This is a genomic window from Amycolatopsis marina (assembly GCF_900111885.1).
In the GTDB taxonomy this organism is placed as follows: domain Bacteria; phylum Actinomycetota; class Actinomycetes; order Mycobacteriales; family Pseudonocardiaceae; genus Amycolatopsis; species Amycolatopsis marina.
In genome coordinates, this window is the sequence record NZ_FOKG01000009.1 from 125,537 (window position 1) to 142,487 (window position 16,951).

A 16,951-nucleotide genomic window follows, 5' to 3' on the forward strand; every position below is an offset into this window, starting at 1 on the left:
TTCCCGATGCTCTTGCGTGTCGGGAAGGAACCCGCACATTCGGCCAGCGGGCCGGAAATGCACTTCCAGCCCGCTTACCGGGTGGTCCTGGCGTCCCGCTCCGCTGTCTTCCCGCGGTTGCTCGCATACGAGCGACTGACGTCCTTGTCGCGCTGCAGTGGGATGTCGGTGAGGCCGATCTCCGGGAACGGCACGCTGTCGATATCACGCCGCCACATCTCGAGCAACTGGTCGAGTCTGTCCGCGCTGGTCATGGGTACTCCCGAGGTCAGTTCCGGGTTACTACCCCGATCCAGTGATGGCCAAACGCCCGAATTGTCCTCAACTGCTGGTCCAGAGCTCTTTTGCCGTCTCCGTCAGCGCGGCGAGGGCCGGCGTGGGGGACCGGTCGCGGTGGCGGGCGATCTGACTGAACAGGCCGAAGTCGTGTGCGGGCCACGGCAGGGCGACCAGGTCCCCGCGCCGCAGCTCGTCGTGCACGGCGACGGCGGGAACTGCGGCGATGCCCAGTCCCGCGCCGACACAGCGCTTCACGGCCTCCACGCTGGTGAACTCCATCGACGATCGGTAGCGGGCACCGAGATCCGCGAGATGACGTTCGAACACCATGCGCTGCGCGCAACCGGTATCCAACAGCAGCACCGTTTCGGCGTCCAGGTCCTCCCCGTGGATCTCGGATCTGTTGACCAGCGGGTGTCCCGGCGCCGCGATCACGGTGAGCGGTTCGTGCACCAGCGCCTCGACCAGTATCGGTCCCGGATACAGCCGTGGCTCGAGCAGGAAAGCCGCGTCCAGCGCCCCGGAGGCGAGGTCGTCGAGCAGATCGGCCTTCGATCCGGGGCGGAAGGAAACCCGTACGCCAGGATGACGCGTGGCGATCGCCTGCAGCACCGTGGGCAGGCGGTACGCACACAACGTTTCCGGTGCGCCGACGCGCAGGATGCCGCCCGCGGTGTCCTCGCCGAGGGAGCGGACGTGGGCTCTGGCGTCCTCGGTCCTGCGCAGGATGTCCTCGGCGTGCCGGATCAGTGCGCTGCCCGCCGCGGTCAGGCCGATCCCGCGCGTCCCCCGATCGAGCAGCCGGGTGCCGAACTCCGCTTCGAGTGCCTTGACTTGCGCCGTCACGGTCGACTGGGCGTAGCCGAGCCGGGTGGCGGCCTTGGTGAAGCTCCCGAGCCGGGCGATCTCGAGGAAGGTCCGAAGCTGCCGCGAATCCATCGGCCGTCCGCTCCCATCGAATTTGTCGATTGGTTCCATCGTTTTTGTTCGTTGGACACGATAGTGCGTCGACGTCTAGAAAGGGGACGTGTCTCCACTGCGTAACCGTGACTTCCGGCTGACCCTGTTCGCGACGGCGATGGTGTTCTGCGGCTACTCCCTGCTGCTGCCCGTCGTGCCCATGTGGGTGATCAAGCAGAACGCGGGAGAGTTCGCGGCCGGAGCCTCGACCGGGGTGTTCATGGCGGCCACGGTCCTCGCGCAGTTCGGCGTGCCGGCCTTCGTCCGCAAGCGCGGGTACCGGCCCGCGCTGCTGGTGGGCGCGTTGCTCCTCGGTCCACCGACGTTCCTGCTGATCAGCGCGACGTCCGCGCCGTCGATCCTGGCGATCTCGCTGGTCCGCGGCCTCGGCTTCGGCCTGGTCACCGTCTGCGGCAGTGCCCTCATCGCCGAGCTGCTGCCGCGGACGGCGCTGGCTCGCGGGTCCGGCCTCTACGGCCTCGCCGCCGGGCTGCCGCAGCTGGCCGGGCTGCCCGCGGGCACCTGGATCGCCGTGGAGTGGGGATTCCTGCCGGTGTTCGTGCTGGCCGGGGCCCTGCCGACGATGGGCATCGCGATGGTGCTGCTGCTGCCAGCCGTCTTCCCCGACGACCAGACGGACACCCGGTGGCGGTCGGTGCTCGAGGCGACCTGGCGGCCCTGGCTGGTGATGCTCGCCGGATCCACCGGCTACGGAGCGCTGGCCACCTTCCTGCCGATCGTGCTCGGCGGCTCCGGCGCGGCCGCGCTGCTGGTGGTCGCGGGCACGGCGCTGACCGCGCGCTGGGCCGCAGGGCTGGTCGGGGACCGGCTCGGCGCGGCGGGGCGGATGTTGCCGCTCGCGCTCGCCGCCATCGGCCTCGGCCTGCTCGCCTTCGCGCTCACGACAGCGACTCCCTTCGTGGCGATCCTCGCGGTCGCCCTGTTCGGTATCGGCTTCGGCGTCGTCCAGAACGACGCACTGGTGGTGATGTTCGATCGGGCGGCCGCGGGGCCCGCGAGCGTCGTCTGGAACGTGGCCTTCGACGCGGGGCAGGGGCTTGGTGCGGTCGCCGTCGGCGCACTCGTGGTCGGAACGAGTTACCCGCTGGCGTTCGGCCTGCTCGCGGTGGCCGCGCTGCTGCTGATGCCCGTCGCACTACGTCCCGGTCGGCGCGGTTAACCTGGGTACATGCCTCGCGTCGTGATCCTGGACTACGGTTCCGGCAACCTCCGCTCCGCCGAGCGTGCCGTGCAGCGCGCCGGCGCCGAGGTCGAGGTCACCGCTGATCCCCATGCGGCGCTGGCGGCCGACGGCCTGCTGGTGCCCGGTGTGGGCGCCTTCTCCGCGTGCATGGAGGGCCTGCGTTCGGTCGGTGGCGAGAAGATCATCGGCACCCGTCTCGCGGGTGGCCGTCCCGTTCTCGGCATCTGCGTCGGGATGCAGATCCTCTTCGAGCGGGGCGTGGAGCACGGCGTCGAGGCCGAGGGGGCCGCCGAGTGGCCCGGCACCGTGGAGGGGCTGCAGGCGGACGTGCTGCCGCACATGGGCTGGAACACCGTGCGCGCGCCGGAGGACTCCCTGCTGTTCGCCGGGTTGCCCGCCGACACCCGTTTCTACTTCGTGCACTCGTTCGCGGCCCGGCGCTGGGAACTGGAGTCCGGACTGCCCGGCCAGCAGCCGAAGGTGACCTGGGCGCACCACGGTGAGGACTTCGTCGCAGCGGTGGAGAACGGTCCACTGTGGGCCACCCAGTTCCACCCGGAGAAGTCCGGTGACGCGGGCGCCCACCTGCTGCGGAACTGGCTCGGCACACTCTGAACTACGTGTCCCCGACGTTGCCGGCCTTCAGGGAGATGTTCGGCCGGTTCATCCGGACCGAGTTGAACTGGGATGCGGCAGCCAGGTCGGGATGCCATGTGTCGACCCGGAACTGTCGGCTCAGGACGGAACTAGGGGAGTTCCACACCGTGTGGTACCTCGGTCCGCACGGTGGCCGGGCCGGGGTGAACGATCCGTCAGCACGGCCATTGCGCGTGCGGGAGGCCGGGGCCCCGGCGCTCCTCACCGCAGAACGGAACCTGGTCGTGCGGGAGTTCGAGAACGAGTTCGTCCGGGCAGGTGCGCCCGCCACTCTGGAACTTCCGGTGTACGAAACGGAATCCGGGGTGCGGATCCTGCTGGACGGCAACCATCGCGCGGTCGCCGCCCACCGCAGCGGGCTGCCGGTGGACCTGCTGATCCACCGGCTCCACGGTCCGGCGGATGCGGCGATCCTGCCGGACCTCGTCCACTACCGCGGCTGATCCGGTTGCTGGAAACACAGGGCGGCGCGGTGCATCAGGAAGTCGAAGGCGAGGTTGCGCACCGCCTCCCACCGCTCGGCGTCCCGCAGCCGCAGGACCGCGCGCACCACCGCGGCGCAGACCAGCAGTCCGAGAGGCAGCGCGAGAATCCGCAGCGGTAATGGGGTTCCGCCGAGTGCCACGGCGTCGACCGCGAGCAGCAGGACCGGGAAGACGGTGGCGAGCAGAATGTTGATCTCGGCCTCGATCGAGTCGATGGCCAGTTCGGGCGCCTGCCTGCGCAGCCAGAGCTTGCAGTAGGTCTGTGTGTCGTGCATGGCTCCGTCGCGATGGCCGCCGCCCGCACCGAGGCGGGCTTTGGCCACTTCGGGCGCCCTGGAGCCCAGCACCGGATGAATGCGGACGAGCTCAGCGAAGTGATCGTCACCGATCAACAGGCGCAACTGCGCATCCCGGGACTCCAGGGGCCGCGTCCTGCGCTCGACCAGGCCGAAGATCGCGAACGCCGCCGACCGGCAGAGATACCCGATGACGTAGGAGCCGGCGACCGCCACGATCACGACGACAAAGCCACCGATGCCGCCGACTCGCGCCAGCATCTCGAACAGCGAGCTGATGGCGTGGTCGTGGACCCGGATCAGCCCGGTCAGCAGGACAACGCCTTCCATGAGCACTACCGCGCCGGGCAGCAGGACGCTCGCCAGTTGCATCACGACGTAGAGCGAAAGGCGCCCTGCCAGATTGTCGCCCGAGGCCGAGCCAGACAGTGGGTCCACGGAGCGACCTCCAGGCATGTGGCGAAGACCATACGAGTCTGCCTCTCCTGCTTGCCCTGGTTGGCCGTTACGGGTGAATCAGCTCGAACTTCACACCTCCGGCCGCACCCGTTGCGCCGGTCGGACTACCAGCTCATATAGTTGCCGGGTGACTTTCACGCTCCTTCCCGCCGTTGACGTGGCCGATGGCCAGGCCGTACGCCTGGTGCAGGGTGAGGCCGGTACCGAGAGCCATTACGGCAGCCCGCTGGACGCGGCGCTGTCCTGGCAGCGAGACGGGGCGGAGTGGATCCATCTGGTTGATCTCGACGCCGCGTTCGGCAAGGGTTCCAACCGGGAGCTGCTGGCCGAGGTCGTCGGCAAGCTGGACGTCCAGGTGGAGTTGTCCGGCGGCATCCGGGACGACGCCTCCCTGGAGGCGGCGCTGGCCACCGGCTGCCGCAGGGTCAACCTCGGCACGGCCGCGCTGGAGGACCCGGAGTGGACCGCGAAGGTGGTCGCCGAGCACGGTGACCGGGTCGCGATCGGCATGGACGTGCGGATCACCGAGGCCGGACACCGGCTCGCGGCACGTGGGTGGACGAAGGACGGCGGGGACTTCTGGGAGGTTCTCGACCGGCTCGACCGCGACGGCGCGCAGCGCTACGTCGTGACCGACGTCAGCAAGGACGGCACGCTGCAGGGGCCGAACCTCGAACTGCTGCGCGAGGTCACCGCCCGCACCGATGCCGCGGTCATCGCCTCCGGCGGAGTGTCCAGTGTGGACGATCTGCGGGCATTGGCCGGGCTGTCCCGAGACGGCGTAGAGGGCGCCATCGTGGGCAAGGCGCTCTACGCCGGCGCGTTCACCCTGCCCGAGGCACTCGCGGCCGTTCGCTAGGGTGCGCCTCCCGTGACATCGGTCAAGCAAGTCCAAGTCACCTTCGACTGCGCCGAACCTGAGCGCCTCGCCCGTTTTTGGTGCGAAGTGCTGGGGTATGTCGTACCGCCGCCACCGGAGGGGTTCGCCACTTGGGACGATTTCGATCGCTCGCTGCCGCCAGAGCGGCAGGGTGCGGGGTTCGTCTGCGCTGATCCTGCAGGTGTGGGCCCACGCCTGTTCTTCCAGCGCGTTCCCGAGGGCAAGGTCGTCAAGAACCGGGTGCATCTCGACGTGCGGGTCGGCACCGGTCTCGTGGGTGAAGAACGGCTCGCGGCACTCGAGGCCGAGTGCGCACGACTGGAAGCCCTCGGCGCGGTACGCGTGCGACTACTGCGCGCCGACGGCTACGAAGAGTCGTGCCTGGTGATGCAGGACATCGAGGGCAACGAGTTCTGTCTCGACTGAGCTGGATCAGACCTTGCGCATCAGCAGGTGACCCCGGCGCTGCCGTCGTTCACCCTCGCAGGGTTCACGGAGCATCCGGCCTACCTCGGCGAACCCGGCCTCGCGCGCCAGCCCGGCAAGATCGTCGATCGGCCACCGGTATGCCGTCGTCACCGCGTGGTCGAACGTCGTCAGGGGTTCGCCCTCGGATTCGAAGAAGGCGAGCAGGAGGTGGCCGCCCTCGGCCAGAACTCGGCGGAACTCGGCAAAGTACGCCGGAATGTCCTGCGGCGGGGCATGAATGACCGAGTACCAGGACACGATGCCGCGCAGCTGCCCGTCGGCCAGGTCCAGCGCGTCCATCGAACCGACCTCGAAGCGCAGGTCGGGGTGTGCGTCGCGGGCGAGATCGATCATCGCCGGTGACAGGTCGACGCCGAAGACGTCCAGTCCCAGATCCCGCAGGTGCGCCGTCACGGGGCCGGGGCCGCAGCCGAGTTCCGCCACGGGCCCGCCGTCGCAGGCCCGCACGGCCTCGGCGAACGCGGCGAGTACCGCACGGTCCAGCGGAAACCGCTCGAGGTCGTCGCGGGGAAGATCGGCGTAGGGAACGGCGACGGCGTCGTATGCCTCCGCTGTCGCCCGGAGATGGGAGGATTCGCGCACGAAGCTCACCCTAGACCGGCGCCCACCACGAGCAGCACGCCTGCTGACAGGACGAGCCGCACGCGTCTTTCGTCGTCCATACTCAGGCTGCGAGCTTGATCGCGACGCCGACGGTGCGCTCCTTGCCGCCGCGCAGCTTGCTGAAGAACATCGTGACGCGGCCGATCATGCCGTACTTCTCCGCGATGGCGCGGCGGACCTGCTCGGACTCGTCGTCGAGCACCCGGGCATGGCCGGTGACGGTCGCGCCGTGGGTCTTCTTACCCCGCACGTCGCAGGCGGTCAGTTCCACCTTGTCGTCGCGGCGAATGCGCTTGACCTTGCCGGATTCCCGCTCGGTCCACACGAGGAGTTCGTCGCCCTTGCGGGCGGCCCAGACCGGCGTCGGCACCGGATCGCCGTTCTTGCGAAACGTGGTCAGGACGAGGTACTTCTCGCGGGCCAGGCGGTCCAGTTCAGTGCTCATCCGCCCACAGTAACGCCGGGAGTGGGGATGGTGCGTCTGCAAGTACCCCCAAGCAAGATCATTCCTGCCGCCAACTACTACCAAGTGTGGTCCACTGTGGACTTCAGTGCCACTTGTCGACTCGAAGTGACCGTTTGTCGACATCTGCTGTCGGTAGAACTGGTGTTCGAGTAGCGTCGGGGGCGTGGACGTTGATGAGCAGGTGATTCCCGCGTGGCAGCTCTCCGAAGGGGAGCTGCTCGGTGGGCTGCTCGAGTCCGAAAAGGCCTTACGGCGACACTACGGGCGCATCCTGGAACTGGTCGCGGAGACCGAGAAGCGCGGTGCGGCCATGGCGCAGGGGTATGCGGGCACGGTGTCGTTGTTGATGATGGCGCTGCACCTGACCCGTAAGGAAGCCAAAGCCCGTGTCGCGCAGGCGATGACACCGATGCCGCTCGCGCAGGAAGCTGTGCGGGCGGGGGACATTGGGTTGGAGCAGGTCCAGCAGATTCAGAAGGTCTTCGCCCAGGCCCCGGATGCCCTGCCGGGGGTCGAGCGGCGCGCGACCGAAGACACGCTGGTGGAGTTGGGTCGGCAGGCCGATGCCACTCAGGTCGCCAAGGTCGGACAGCGGATCCTGGGGCACTGGGACATCGAGGGTGCGCCGCCGAAGGATCGGGAGCGGCCTGCGGGGCCGTATCGGGAGTTCCATGGCCGCTACCGCCGCGACGGACAGTATGTGTTCACCGGCGAGTTGGACCCCGAAACCGCCGCCGAACTCGAAGGCGTCATGCACCCGCTGGCCAAACCCGACCCTGCTGATACGGACGGCGTCCCGGATCGGCGCACTCACGCGCAGCGGCAGGGCGACGCACTGGCGGAGATCATCGACCGCACCGCCCGGGCCGACGACCTACCCATCACCGGCGGCGAGCGCGCCGTCGTCACCGTGACGGTGTCCCTGGCCGAACTGGAGCAACGCGCCGAGACCGCGATGATCAACGCGTCCGGCTACACCAGCATCAGCCAACTCCGCCGCTGGTGCTGCGAAGCCAAAGTCCTGCCCGCCGTGCTCGGCACCCAGGGCGAAGTCCTCGACCTCGGCCGCGCCCAGCGACTCGCCACCCCCGCCCAGAGACGCGCCCTCGCCATCCGCGATCGGGGCTGCACCCGGCCCGGCTGCACACGCGGCCCGAAGTGGTGCCAAGTTCATCATGTGATCTCGTGGATCAACAATGGACTGTCCGATCTGGACAACATGATCCTCGTCTGCGCTCGCCATCACCGCGAACTCCACCACACTGGCTGGTCCGTCCGCATCCGCCACGGCACCCCCGAATTCATCCCCCCGGAATGGCTGGATCCGGAGCAACAGCCACTCCGCAACACCGCACACCACCTACCCGTTCAGCGGTCATCCCGGATTCCACGCCAACGGGAACCCGTTCCATGAGTGGACGCCTGCGATTGCCACGGGGACACGCCTTACGCGTGCTGGTGAACCTGGAGTGTTCCTGGCCATCACCCGACCACTGCCGCTCTACGTTCGAGCCATGAGGGATCGAGACACCACGGTGCGCAGCCGGGAACTGGGCGAGGGACTGCGCCGCGCCATGGAACACGCCCAGATGACCGGTCAGGACGCCGCGCGGGCGCTCGGCTGGTCGCAGAGCCGGGTGTCGCGGGTGCTGAGCGGCAAGCGGGGCGGGGACGACGAGGTGGAGATCTCCGCCTTCCTCGCGGTGTGCGGGGTCACCGGCGCCGAACGGAAACGGCTGCTCGGACTCTGCCACGAGGTCGGCAAACCCGGCTGGCTGCAGCGGCACGGCTCCCGGCTGCCGCAGCAGTTGCGCACGCTCATCGACCACGAGGACAAGGCCGTCCGCATGGGTGAGTTCCAGCCGATGGTCGTGCCGGGACTGTTGCAGACCCCCGAGTACGCCCGCGCCCTGCTCTCGGGCACCGGCACCCTGCCGCCGGAGGAAATCGACGGGCGAGTGCGGGCGCGACTCGATCGGCAGCGGGTCCTCGCCCCGTCGCGAGGCAAGCAGTTCGCGTTCTTCGTGCACGAGTTCGCGTTGCGCCTCCCCGCGGGGAACAGCGAGGTGATGTCCGGGCAGTTGCACCATCTGTTGCGGCTCTCGGTCCGGGAGAACATCTCCCTGCGGGTCGTGCCCGTGGCGGCGGGAGTGCACGCCGGGATCGCGGGGGCGTTCATGCTGATGGAGTTCCCCGAGTTCCGCCCGGTGGTCTACCTGGACAGCGAGACCGCGACCCTGTTCCTGGAGGCTCCGGAGGAGATCTCCGCGCACCGGCTCGTGCTCAGGAAGCTCGCGGAGATTGCACCGGATGAGGGACAATCGCGGGAGTTGATTGCCGGGCTGGCAATCACGCTCTACCCGCAGCCGGAGGAACACGATGGAGTGGCGCACGAGTAGCTACAGCACCAACAACGGGGACTGCGTCGAGGTCGCGTGGCGTAAGAGCAGTTACAGCGCCACCAACAACGGCTGTGTCGAGGTCGGCTGGGACGTACCCGACGCGCTGGTCCGGGACTCGAAGGACCCGGCCTCCGGCACCCTGACCTTCGACCACGGACAGTGGCGGGCCTTCCTGGCTGACCTGCGCTGACCCGTACCCTGTGCCGTATGTCCGTTGCGGTGAGGGTGATCCCCTGTCTTGATGTCGACGCGGGGCGGGTGGTGAAGGGTGTCAACTTCGCCGACCTGCGGGACGCGGGTGACCCGGTGGAGCTGGCGCGCGCGTACGACGCGGAAGGCGCCGACGAGCTGTGCTTCCTCGACGTCACGGCGTCCTCGGGCAACCGCGAGACCACCTTCGACGTGGTGCGCCGCACGGCCGAGCAGGTCTTCATCCCGCTGACCGTCGGCGGCGGGGTCCGCACGAACGACGACATCAACCGGCTGCTGCGCGCGGGTGCGGACAAGGTGAGCATCAACACCGCCGCCATCGCCCGGCCGGAGATGCTGCGCGAGGCGTCCGAGCGCTTCGGCGCGCAGTGCATCGTGCTGTCGGTGGACGCGCGCCGCGTGCCGGAGGGCGGTGAGCCGACGGAGTCCGGATTCGAGGTCACCACGCACGGCGGCCGGAAGGGCACCGGCATCGACGCCGTGGAGTGGGCCGCACGCGGTGCCGAACTGGGCGCGGGGGAGATCCTGCTGAACTCCATGGACGCCGACGGCACCAAGGCCGGATTCGACCTGGAGCTGATCAGCATGGTGCGCAAGGTCGTGCGGGTGCCGGTGATCGCCAGTGGCGGCGCCGGTGCCATCGAGCACTTCGCCCCTGCCGTGCACGCCGGGGCCGACGCCGTGCTCGCGGCGAGCGTGTTCCACTTCGGCCAGCTGAGCATCGGCGCCGTGAAGCAGGCGCTGCGCGCCGAAGGGATCGAGGTCCGATGAAGACAGGTATCCGTAGCTGGCAGGCGCCGTTGGAGGTCAAGGTCACCTGCGGGCTGCTCGTCGGCATCCCGCTGGTCTACCTGCTGCTCGCGGTGGTGCTGCTGACCTCGCCCGGAGCCGGCACTCGCGTCTTCCTGGTGCCCGGGACGACACTGCTGTTCGGCCTGCTCGTGGCGGCGGGGATCGCGCTGCGGATGGCGTTCGCCAGGGTCGCAGCGTACGCCGTCGTGGTGATCTTCGGCATCCTGCACGCGTTTCTCCTGATGGGCGCCGAACTGCTCTGGATCAAGCTGTTCTCGCTGGTCGCCGCCGCCGGTTACATCTACGCCGGGGTGCTGCTCAGCTCGGGGCCCGTGCGCCGGTTCGTGCTGGGGAACGCCGCATGAGCCTCGACCCCGCGATCGCCGAGCGGCTCAAGCGCACCCCGGACGGACTCGTGTGCGCGGTGGTGATCGAGCACAGCACGTCCGACGTGCTGATGGTCGCCTGGATGGACGACGAGGCGCTGGAACGGACGCTGACCACGCGCAAGGCGACCTACTTCTCCCGCAGTCGAGGGAGGCTGTGGATGAAGGGGGAGACCTCCGGGCACACCCAGCACGTCCGCGAGGTCCGGGTGGACTGCGATGCCGACACGCTGCTGGTGCGCGTCGACCAGACCGGCCCCGCCTGCCACACCGGCACGCACACCTGCTTCGACACCGACGACCGCGTCCTCCTCGCCGACGACACCCCCTGACCGGGTAGCCACCCGGCTCCCCAAGCTCGCACTTTCCCGGGAAAGTGCGATGCCCCGCGCGCGCAACTACCGCACTTTCCCGGGAAAGTGCGACGTTGGAAACTCCCGTCCCTGGTCACGGGCTTGCCCCCTCGCACTTTCCCGGGAAAGTGCGACGTTGGGGTGAGACGGGCGGGGTCAGCTGATGTCGCCGGTGAGGTAGCGCTGGAGAGTGGGGGCGACGGCGGCGGTGATGGTGTCGATGTCCGCCGAGGCGAACGGCTCCAGTTTGATCAGGTAGCGCACCATGCCCATGCCGACCACCTGCGTCGCGCACAACGAGGCCCGGAACTTGGGATCGTTCGCGCTGACCGCGCTGGTGAGACCGGAGAAGATGTGCCTGACCAGGACGTCCTTCAACAGCTTCATGGCCTCCTCGTGCCCGGCGACGCTGCGGACCACCGCGACGAAGACGTCTCTGCCCGCGCCGTCCCAGTTCGTCAGGAAGGTGCGCACGATGCGCTCGCCGAGGTCGTCCACGTCCCCGTCCAGCAGGGCGGCGACGATGTCCTTCGGGTCGAACGGCACCTGCAGCACCGCCTGCGCGAACAGTCCGTCCTTGCCGCCGAACCAGTGGTTCACCATCGCCGCGTCCACCCCGGCCCTGGTCGCGATCACCCGGACGGTCGCGCCCTCGTAGCCCGACTCGGCGAACACCGATCTGGCCGCCTCGAGCAGCGCCGTTCGGGTGTCCTGGCCTGCGGGGCGGCGGCCGCGGCGTTTGGCGGGGGCAGACTGGTCGGCGGGAGGCATACCTCCATCATGGCGCGAACCCGAACAAAATTCAACAAATGCTGAATTTGCGCCGGGTGCGGGGCCGCCGACCCGTAACGGCACAATAACCCCATGGTCGACTCCCCGTCCGCGAACGTGCAAGCCGTGACCCCCCGTCCCACCGGCCTCGGCGCGGTGACTCCAGACAGGGGCGAGTTCCGCACCCTCGCCGAGGGCCGCCGCGTGATCCCGGTGGTCCGCCGCCTGCTCGCCGACGCCGACACGCCCGTCTCGCTCTACCGCAAGCTCGCGGGGGACCGGCCCGGCACCTTCCTGCTGGAGTCGGCCGAGAACGGGCAGTCCTGGTCGCGCTGGTCCTTCGTGGGAGTTCGGAGCCCGGCGGCGCTGACGGTGCGCGACGGCCAGGCCGTCTGGACCGGCACGCCGATCGCCGGCCTGCCGACCACGGGTGACCCGCTGTCGGTGCTGCGCGAGACGATCGAGCTGCTGCACACCGAGCCACTGCCCGGCATGCCCCCGCTGACCGGTGGGATGGTCGGCTACATCGGCTACGACGCCGTGCGGTGGCTGGAGACGCTGCCGGAGCTGGCCGAGAAGGACATCGACATCCCCGAGCTGACGATGCTGCTGGCCACCGACCTGGCGGCATTCGACCACCACGAGGGCACCGTCACGCTCATCGCCAACGCCGTCAACTGGGACAACTCCCCGGAGCGCGTGGACGCCGCCTACGACGACGCCGTGCGCCGCCTGGACCAGATGACCACCCAGCTCGGCGCGTCGGCCCCGGCCACCAACGCGGTGTTCGACCGGCCCAAACCGGAGTTCACCCGGCGGCGCAGCGAGGAGGACTTCCACGCGGCGGTGCACAAGGCGGTGGAGGCGATCCACGCGGGCGAAGCGTTCCAGATCGTGCCCTCGCAACGCTTCGAGATGGACACCGACGCCGATGCGCTCGACGTCTACCGGATCCTGCGCAACTCCAACCCGAGTCCGTACATGTACCTCCTGCGGCTGGAGGGCTTCGACATCGTCGGGTCGAGTCCGGAGTCGCTGGTGACCGTGCGCGACGGGCGGGCCACCACCCACCCGATCGCCGGAACTCGCTGGCGGGGGGCGGATCCGGAGGAGGACGCCCAGCTGGCGAAGGGGCTGCTCGCCGACGACAAGGAGCGGGCCGAGCACCTGATGCTGGTCGATCTCGGCCGCAACGATCTCGGCAAGGTCTGCGAGCCGGGGTCGGTGCACGTCGTGGACTTCTTCCACATCGAGCGCTACAGCCACGTCATGCACATCGTCTCGACCGTCACCGGGGAGCTGGCCGAGGGCAAGACCGCCTTCGACGCCGTCGTGGCGTGCTTCCCCGCTGGCACGCTCTCCGGGGCGCCCAAGGTGCGCGCGATGCAGCTGATCGAGGAGCTGGAGCCCACCAGGCGCGGTCTCTACGGCGGCGTCGTCGGGTACCTCGACTTCGCGGGGGACGCCGACACCGCGATCGCCATCCGCACGGCGCTGATGCGCGACGGCATCGCCTACGTGCAGGCAGGCGGCGGCGTGGTAGCCGACTCCGAGGCGGCCTACGAGGACACCGAGGCGCTCAACAAGGCCCGCACGGTGCTGTCCGCCGTGGCGGCGGCGAACACGATGAAACCCGTGACGTCGCTCGATCCCGACGAGGACGCCGCACGTGTCTGATCCCGTCCAGCCCGACAAGCGTCCACTGTGGATTGTGGTGGCCGCGCTGCTGCTCGGTGCCGCCGCGCTGTGGGGTTCGTCGCGGCTGATCTGGTTCGCCGAGGAGCGCGACGGCGGCGTGCGCGGCATCGTGCTGGACACGGCGACAGGTGCCCAGCGGGCGGGTGCGCTCGTCCCGATCGCGGTACTCGCCGTCGCCGGTGTGGCCGGCATGGTCGCGACGGGCGGCTGGCCACGCCGGGTTCTCGGTGTCCTGCTCGGCCTAGCCGGTGTCGCCGCCTGCTGGCTCGCCGTTGACGGTCTGCGCACGAGTGGTTACCCGGACGGTGCACCCGTCGGCGAGATTCTCGCCGGGCGCGGACTCGCGGCGGCAGGCGGAATTCTCGTGGTCCTCGGCGGGTTGCTGGGGGTACGCAAGGCCGCGCGGATGCCCAGGCTGGGTGCCCGATACTCCGCGCCACAGCGGGAACCGGTGGCGCGCGACCCCGACACCGAGCTCTGGCAAGCACTTTCCGACGGCGAGGACCCGACGAGTGGTCGGTGACGAAAGGTGAAGGAATCCTGGTGAACAAGGCCTTCCGCGACCCGGAACTGGTCGGACTCACTGTTCGGGTTAGCATCATTTCGGCGGGAAGGGGAAGGTTTTTGTGAGCGACCTTGCGAGTGAATCAGTGAACGCGACGGCCTGCGAGGCTCACCGGTGAGCGTTCTCGAGGACATCGTCGCCGGTGTACGGGCCGATCTCACCGAGCGGGAGGCCGAACTTCCGTTCGACGAGCTCAAGCGCCGTGCTGCGGAGGTGGCACCGCCGCGTGACGTCATGGCAGCGCTGCACGATCCCGCGATCGGTGTCATCGCCGAGGTGAAGCGACGCAGCCCGTCGAAGGGCGACCTGGCGCAGATCACCGACCCCGCGGCCCTCGCGAAGGACTACGAGGAAGCCGGCGCGAAGGTGATCAGCGTCCTCACCGAGCAGCGGCGCTTCGGCGGCTCCCTGGCAGACCTCGACGCGGTGCGCGCGGCGGTCGACGTTCCCCTGCTGCGCAAGGACTTCATCGTCAGCCCGTACCAGGTGCACGAGGCGCGCCTGCACGGAGCGGACATGGTGCTGCTGATCGTCGCCGCCCTGGAGCAGAACGCGCTCGCCGCGCTGCTGGACCGGGTCGAGTCGCTCGGCATGACCGCGCTGGTCGAGGTGCACAACGCCGAGGAGGCCGACCGTGCGCTGGAGGTCGGTGCGAGCGTGATCGGCATCAACGCCCGCAACCTGCACACGCTGGAGGTCGACCGGGACGTCTTCAGCAGGCTCGCACCCGGCCTGCCGATGGAGGTCATCAAGATCGCCGAGTCCGGCGTTCGTGGCCCCGGTGACCTGATGGCCTACGCGGGACACGGTGCGGACGCCGTGCTCGTGGGCGAAGGTCTGGTCGCGTCGGAGGACCCGAAGGGCGCGCTGGTCAAGCTCGTCACCGCCGGTTCGCACCCGGCCTGCCCGAGGCCGAGTCGATGAGCGAGCCCTCGAAAGCCGCACCGCCTCCTGAAGTCGACACCAACGCCGACCCCGACAAACACGATCCGGACGCGCGCGGGCACTTCGGCCCGTACGGCGGCCGGTTCATGCCAGAGGCGCTGATCGGCGCACTGGACGAGTTGTCGGCCGAGTACGACAAGGCGCGCGTCGACCCGGAGTTCACCGGTGAGTTCGCGCGTTTGCTCGCCGACTACGCCGGCAGGCCGTCGCTGCTCACCGAGGCTCCCCGGTTCGCCGAGCACGCGGGCGGCGCCCGGATCTTCCTCAAGCGCGAGGACCTCAACCACACCGGCTCGCACAAGATCAACAACGTGCTCGGCCAAGCGCTGCTCACCAAGCGGATGGGCAAGAAGCGGGTCATCGCCGAGACCGGCGCGGGCCAGCACGGCGTCGCGACGGCGACCGCCTGTGCCCTGCTCGACCTGGACTGCGTCGTCTACATGGGCGAGGTGGACACCGAACGCCAGGCGCTGAACGTCGCGCGCATGCGTCTGCTCGGCGCCGAGGTGATCCCGGTGACCACGGGCTCGCGCACGCTCAAGGACGCCATCAACGAGGCGCTGCGGGACTGGGTGACCAATGTGGACACCACCCACTACCTGCTCGGCACCGCGGCGGGCGCGCACCCGTTCCCGGTGATGGTGCGCAACTTCCACAAGGTGATCGGCGAGGAGGCCCGCAGGCAGATCCTCGACCTGACCGGACGGCTGCCCGACGCGGTGGCCGCCTGTGTCGGCGGCGGGTCGAACGCGATCGGCATCTTCCACGGCTTCATCGACGACGCGGACGTCCGGCTGGTCGGCCTCGAACCCGGCGGCAAGGGGCTGGACTCTGGTGAGCACGGTGCGACCCTCACTCAGGGCACGCCCGGCACGCTGCACGGCGCCATGTCCTACCTGTTGCAGGACGAGGACGGGCAGACGATCGAGGCGTACTCGATCTCGGCGGGTCTGGACTACCCGGGTGTCGGTCCCGAGCACTCCTGGCTCAAGGACAGCGGCCGCGCCGAGTACCGCGCGGTGACCGACGCGGAAGCGATGGAGGCGTTCAAGCTCCTGTCGCAGACCGAGGGCATCATCCCGGCCATCGAATCGGCGCACGCGCTCGCCGGGGCTCTGGAGCTCGGCAAGGAGCTCGGCGAGGGCGCGCACATTCTGGTCAACCTGTCCGGTCGCGGCGACAAGGACGTGGACACGGCGGCCCGGTACTTCGACCTGGTGGACGAGGAGAAGCTGTCGTGACGAGCGAGCTGGACCGCCTGTTCGAGCGGACCAGGGCGGAGCAGCGGGCGGCGCTGATCGGCTACCTGCCCGCCGGGTATCCCACGGTCGAGGGGTCGAAGGACCTGCTCGCCGCGACCATCGACGGGGGAGCGGACCTGGTCGAGGTCGGCGTCCCGTACTCCGATCCAGTGATGGACGGGCCGACGATCCAGGCGGCGGCCGACGCCGCGTTGCGCTCCGGTTTCCGGCTCAAGCACCTGTTCGAGGTCGTCGAGTCGATCTCGGCACGGGGTGGCCGTGCCGTCGTGATGACGTACTGGAACCCCGTGCACCGCTACGGGGTGCACGCGTTCGCCAGGGACCTCGCGGCGGCGGGCGGACTCGGGATGATCACCCCGGATCTCACGCCGGACTTCGCGCAGGACTGGCTGACCGCGTCCGAGGCGCACGGGCTGGACCGGATCTTCCTGGTCTCGCCCTCGTCCTCGGAGGAGCGGATCGACCTGACGGTGAAGGCGGGCACGGGATTCGTGTACGCCACCGCCGTCATGGGCGTGACCGGCGCGCGGGAGTCCGTGGGCGCCGGTGCGGCCGAGCTGGTTCGACGCACCAGGGCGCACACCGATCTTCCGGTCGGTGTCGGCCTCGGAGTCCGCTCCGGGGAGCAGGCGGCCGAGGTCGCGGGCTTCGCCGACGGCGTCATCGTCGGATCGGCACTGGTCACCAAGGCAACGGAAGGCGCGGACGCGCTGCGGACCCTGACCGCGGAACTCGCCGAGGGCGTCCGCAAGGGCTGAAAGTGGGCATCTAGGCGGGGCGCGCTACGGT

The 16,951-nt window shown here is 69.3% G+C and carries 22 protein-coding genes; 16 read left to right on the top strand and 6 right to left on the bottom strand.

What is annotated here, in order from left to right; translation table 11 throughout:
• Window positions 1–74: 74 nt before the first annotated feature.
• On the bottom strand, window positions 75–254 hold the full coding sequence (locus BM199_RS16510) for a hypothetical protein (RefSeq protein WP_091674120.1): 180 nt from the start codon (window positions 252–254) through the stop codon (window positions 75–77).
• A gap of 67 nt (window positions 255–321) precedes the next feature.
• Window positions 322–1,218, bottom strand: coding sequence for a LysR family transcriptional regulator (locus BM199_RS16515; RefSeq protein WP_177242644.1), 897 nt, complete (start codon window positions 1,216–1,218; stop codon window positions 322–324).
• Window positions 1,219–1,306: 88 nt separating this feature from the next.
• Here BM199_RS16515 and BM199_RS16520 point away from each other — a divergent pair, with 88 nt between their 5' ends.
• Genes BM199_RS16520 through BM199_RS16530 form a run of 3 tightly spaced genes read left to right on the top strand, consistent with a single transcriptional unit; the run spans window position 1,307 to window position 3,543 of the window.
• Window positions 1,307–2,419, top strand: a complete 1,113-nt coding sequence (locus BM199_RS16520) for an MFS transporter (RefSeq protein ID WP_281245707.1) — start codon at window positions 1,307–1,309, stop codon at window positions 2,417–2,419.
• Between the two features lie 9 nt (window positions 2,420–2,428).
• A complete protein-coding gene (gene hisH / locus BM199_RS16525; protein ID WP_091674122.1) occupies window positions 2,429–3,058 on the top strand; it encodes an imidazole glycerol phosphate synthase subunit HisH in 630 nt (209 codons plus the stop codon).
• A 5-nt stretch (window positions 3,059–3,063) separates the two neighbouring features.
• Window positions 3,064–3,543, top strand: coding sequence for a hypothetical protein (locus BM199_RS16530; protein ID WP_143101842.1), 480 nt, complete (start codon window positions 3,064–3,066; stop codon window positions 3,541–3,543).
• On the opposite strand, the gene BM199_RS16535 is transcribed toward BM199_RS16530, so the two are convergent.
• Window positions 3,531–4,319 (bottom strand): hypothetical protein, encoded by a 789-nt coding sequence (locus BM199_RS16535; RefSeq protein WP_091674124.1) that lies wholly within the window; start codon window positions 4,317–4,319, stop codon window positions 3,531–3,533. The two genes, BM199_RS16530 and BM199_RS16535, sit on opposite strands and share 13 nt — an antisense overlap.
• A gap of 148 nt (window positions 4,320–4,467) precedes the next feature.
• On the opposite strand from BM199_RS16535, the gene priA reads away from it, so the two are divergent.
• Together priA and BM199_RS16545 are read left to right on the top strand one after the other, a co-directional pair.
• Window positions 4,468–5,199, top strand: a complete 732-nt coding sequence (priA, locus tag BM199_RS16540) for a bifunctional 1-(5-phosphoribosyl)-5-((5-phosphoribosylamino)methylideneamino)imidazole-4-carboxamide isomerase/phosphoribosylanthranilate isomerase PriA (RefSeq protein WP_091674125.1) — start codon at window positions 4,468–4,470, stop codon at window positions 5,197–5,199.
• Between the two features lie 12 nt (window positions 5,200–5,211).
• Complete coding sequence (locus BM199_RS16545) at window positions 5,212–5,646, top strand: VOC family protein (protein WP_091674126.1); 435 nt, start codon at window positions 5,212–5,214, stop codon at window positions 5,644–5,646.
• A 6-nt stretch (window positions 5,647–5,652) separates the two neighbouring features.
• Here the strand turns inward: BM199_RS16545 and BM199_RS16550 are convergent, their stop codons facing one another.
• A complete protein-coding gene (locus tag BM199_RS16550; RefSeq protein ID WP_091674263.1) occupies window positions 5,653–6,291 on the bottom strand; it encodes a class I SAM-dependent DNA methyltransferase in 639 nt (212 codons plus the stop codon).
• Between the two features lie 82 nt (window positions 6,292–6,373).
• Window positions 6,374–6,757, bottom strand: coding sequence for a PPOX class F420-dependent oxidoreductase (locus tag BM199_RS16555; protein WP_091674127.1), 384 nt, complete (start codon window positions 6,755–6,757; stop codon window positions 6,374–6,376).
• Between the two features lie 184 nt (window positions 6,758–6,941).
• Here BM199_RS16555 and BM199_RS16560 point away from each other — a divergent pair, with 184 nt between their 5' ends.
• The 6 genes from BM199_RS16560 to hisI all read left to right on the top strand — a co-directional run bounded on the left by BM199_RS16560 (window position 6,942) and on the right by hisI (window position 10,900).
• Window positions 6,942–8,192, top strand: a complete 1,251-nt coding sequence (locus tag BM199_RS16560) for an HNH endonuclease signature motif containing protein (protein WP_245788401.1) — start codon at window positions 6,942–6,944, stop codon at window positions 8,190–8,192.
• Window positions 8,193–8,292: 100 nt separating this feature from the next.
• Window positions 8,293–9,177 (top strand): helix-turn-helix domain-containing protein, encoded by an 885-nt coding sequence (locus BM199_RS16565; protein ID WP_091674265.1) that lies wholly within the window; start codon window positions 8,293–8,295, stop codon window positions 9,175–9,177.
• Entirely contained in the window at window positions 9,158–9,370 is a 213-nt protein-coding gene (locus tag BM199_RS16570; protein ID WP_091674128.1) for a DUF397 domain-containing protein, read from the top strand. Before BM199_RS16565 ends, BM199_RS16570 begins: the two co-directional genes overlap by 20 nt.
• Before the next feature lie 17 nt (window positions 9,371–9,387).
• A complete protein-coding gene (hisF, locus tag BM199_RS16575; protein ID WP_091674129.1) occupies window positions 9,388–10,161 on the top strand; it encodes an imidazole glycerol phosphate synthase subunit HisF in 774 nt (257 codons plus the stop codon).
• Window positions 10,158–10,547 (top strand): hypothetical protein, encoded by a 390-nt coding sequence (locus BM199_RS16580; protein WP_091674130.1) that lies wholly within the window; start codon window positions 10,158–10,160, stop codon window positions 10,545–10,547. Before hisF ends, BM199_RS16580 begins: the two co-directional genes overlap by 4 nt.
• Window positions 10,544–10,900, top strand: coding sequence for a phosphoribosyl-AMP cyclohydrolase (gene hisI / locus BM199_RS16585; protein WP_091674131.1), 357 nt, complete (start codon window positions 10,544–10,546; stop codon window positions 10,898–10,900). Before BM199_RS16580 ends, hisI begins: the two co-directional genes overlap by 4 nt.
• Window positions 10,901–11,077: 177 nt before the next feature.
• Here hisI and BM199_RS16590 read toward each other — a convergent pair whose 3' ends face one another.
• Complete coding sequence (locus tag BM199_RS16590) at window positions 11,078–11,692, bottom strand: TetR/AcrR family transcriptional regulator (protein ID WP_091674132.1); 615 nt, start codon at window positions 11,690–11,692, stop codon at window positions 11,078–11,080.
• Between the two features lie 93 nt (window positions 11,693–11,785).
• Here BM199_RS16590 and BM199_RS16595 point away from each other — a divergent pair, with 93 nt between their 5' ends.
• The 5 genes from BM199_RS16595 to trpA all read left to right on the top strand — a co-directional run bounded on the left by BM199_RS16595 (window position 11,786) and on the right by trpA (window position 16,920).
• Window positions 11,786–13,369: an anthranilate synthase component I gene (locus BM199_RS16595; RefSeq protein ID WP_091674133.1), complete on the top strand. Its 1,584-nt coding sequence runs from the start codon at window positions 11,786–11,788 to the stop codon at window positions 13,367–13,369.
• Window positions 13,362–13,913: a Trp biosynthesis-associated membrane protein gene (locus tag BM199_RS16600; RefSeq protein ID WP_245788402.1), complete on the top strand. Its 552-nt coding sequence runs from the start codon at window positions 13,362–13,364 to the stop codon at window positions 13,911–13,913. The genes BM199_RS16595 and BM199_RS16600 overlap by 8 nt, the downstream gene beginning before the upstream one ends.
• Before the next feature lie 156 nt (window positions 13,914–14,069).
• Window positions 14,070–14,879, top strand: a complete 810-nt coding sequence (trpC, locus tag BM199_RS16605) for an indole-3-glycerol phosphate synthase TrpC (protein WP_091674134.1) — start codon at window positions 14,070–14,072, stop codon at window positions 14,877–14,879.
• Window positions 14,858–16,141: a tryptophan synthase subunit beta gene (trpB, locus tag BM199_RS16610; RefSeq protein ID WP_091674135.1), complete on the top strand. Its 1,284-nt coding sequence runs from the start codon at window positions 14,858–14,860 to the stop codon at window positions 16,139–16,141. The genes trpC and trpB overlap by 22 nt, the downstream gene beginning before the upstream one ends.
• On the top strand, window positions 16,138–16,920 hold the full coding sequence (trpA, locus tag BM199_RS16615) for a tryptophan synthase subunit alpha (protein WP_245788403.1): 783 nt from the start codon (window positions 16,138–16,140) through the stop codon (window positions 16,918–16,920). The genes trpB and trpA overlap by 4 nt, the downstream gene beginning before the upstream one ends.
• Window positions 16,921–16,951 lie beyond the last annotated feature (31 nt).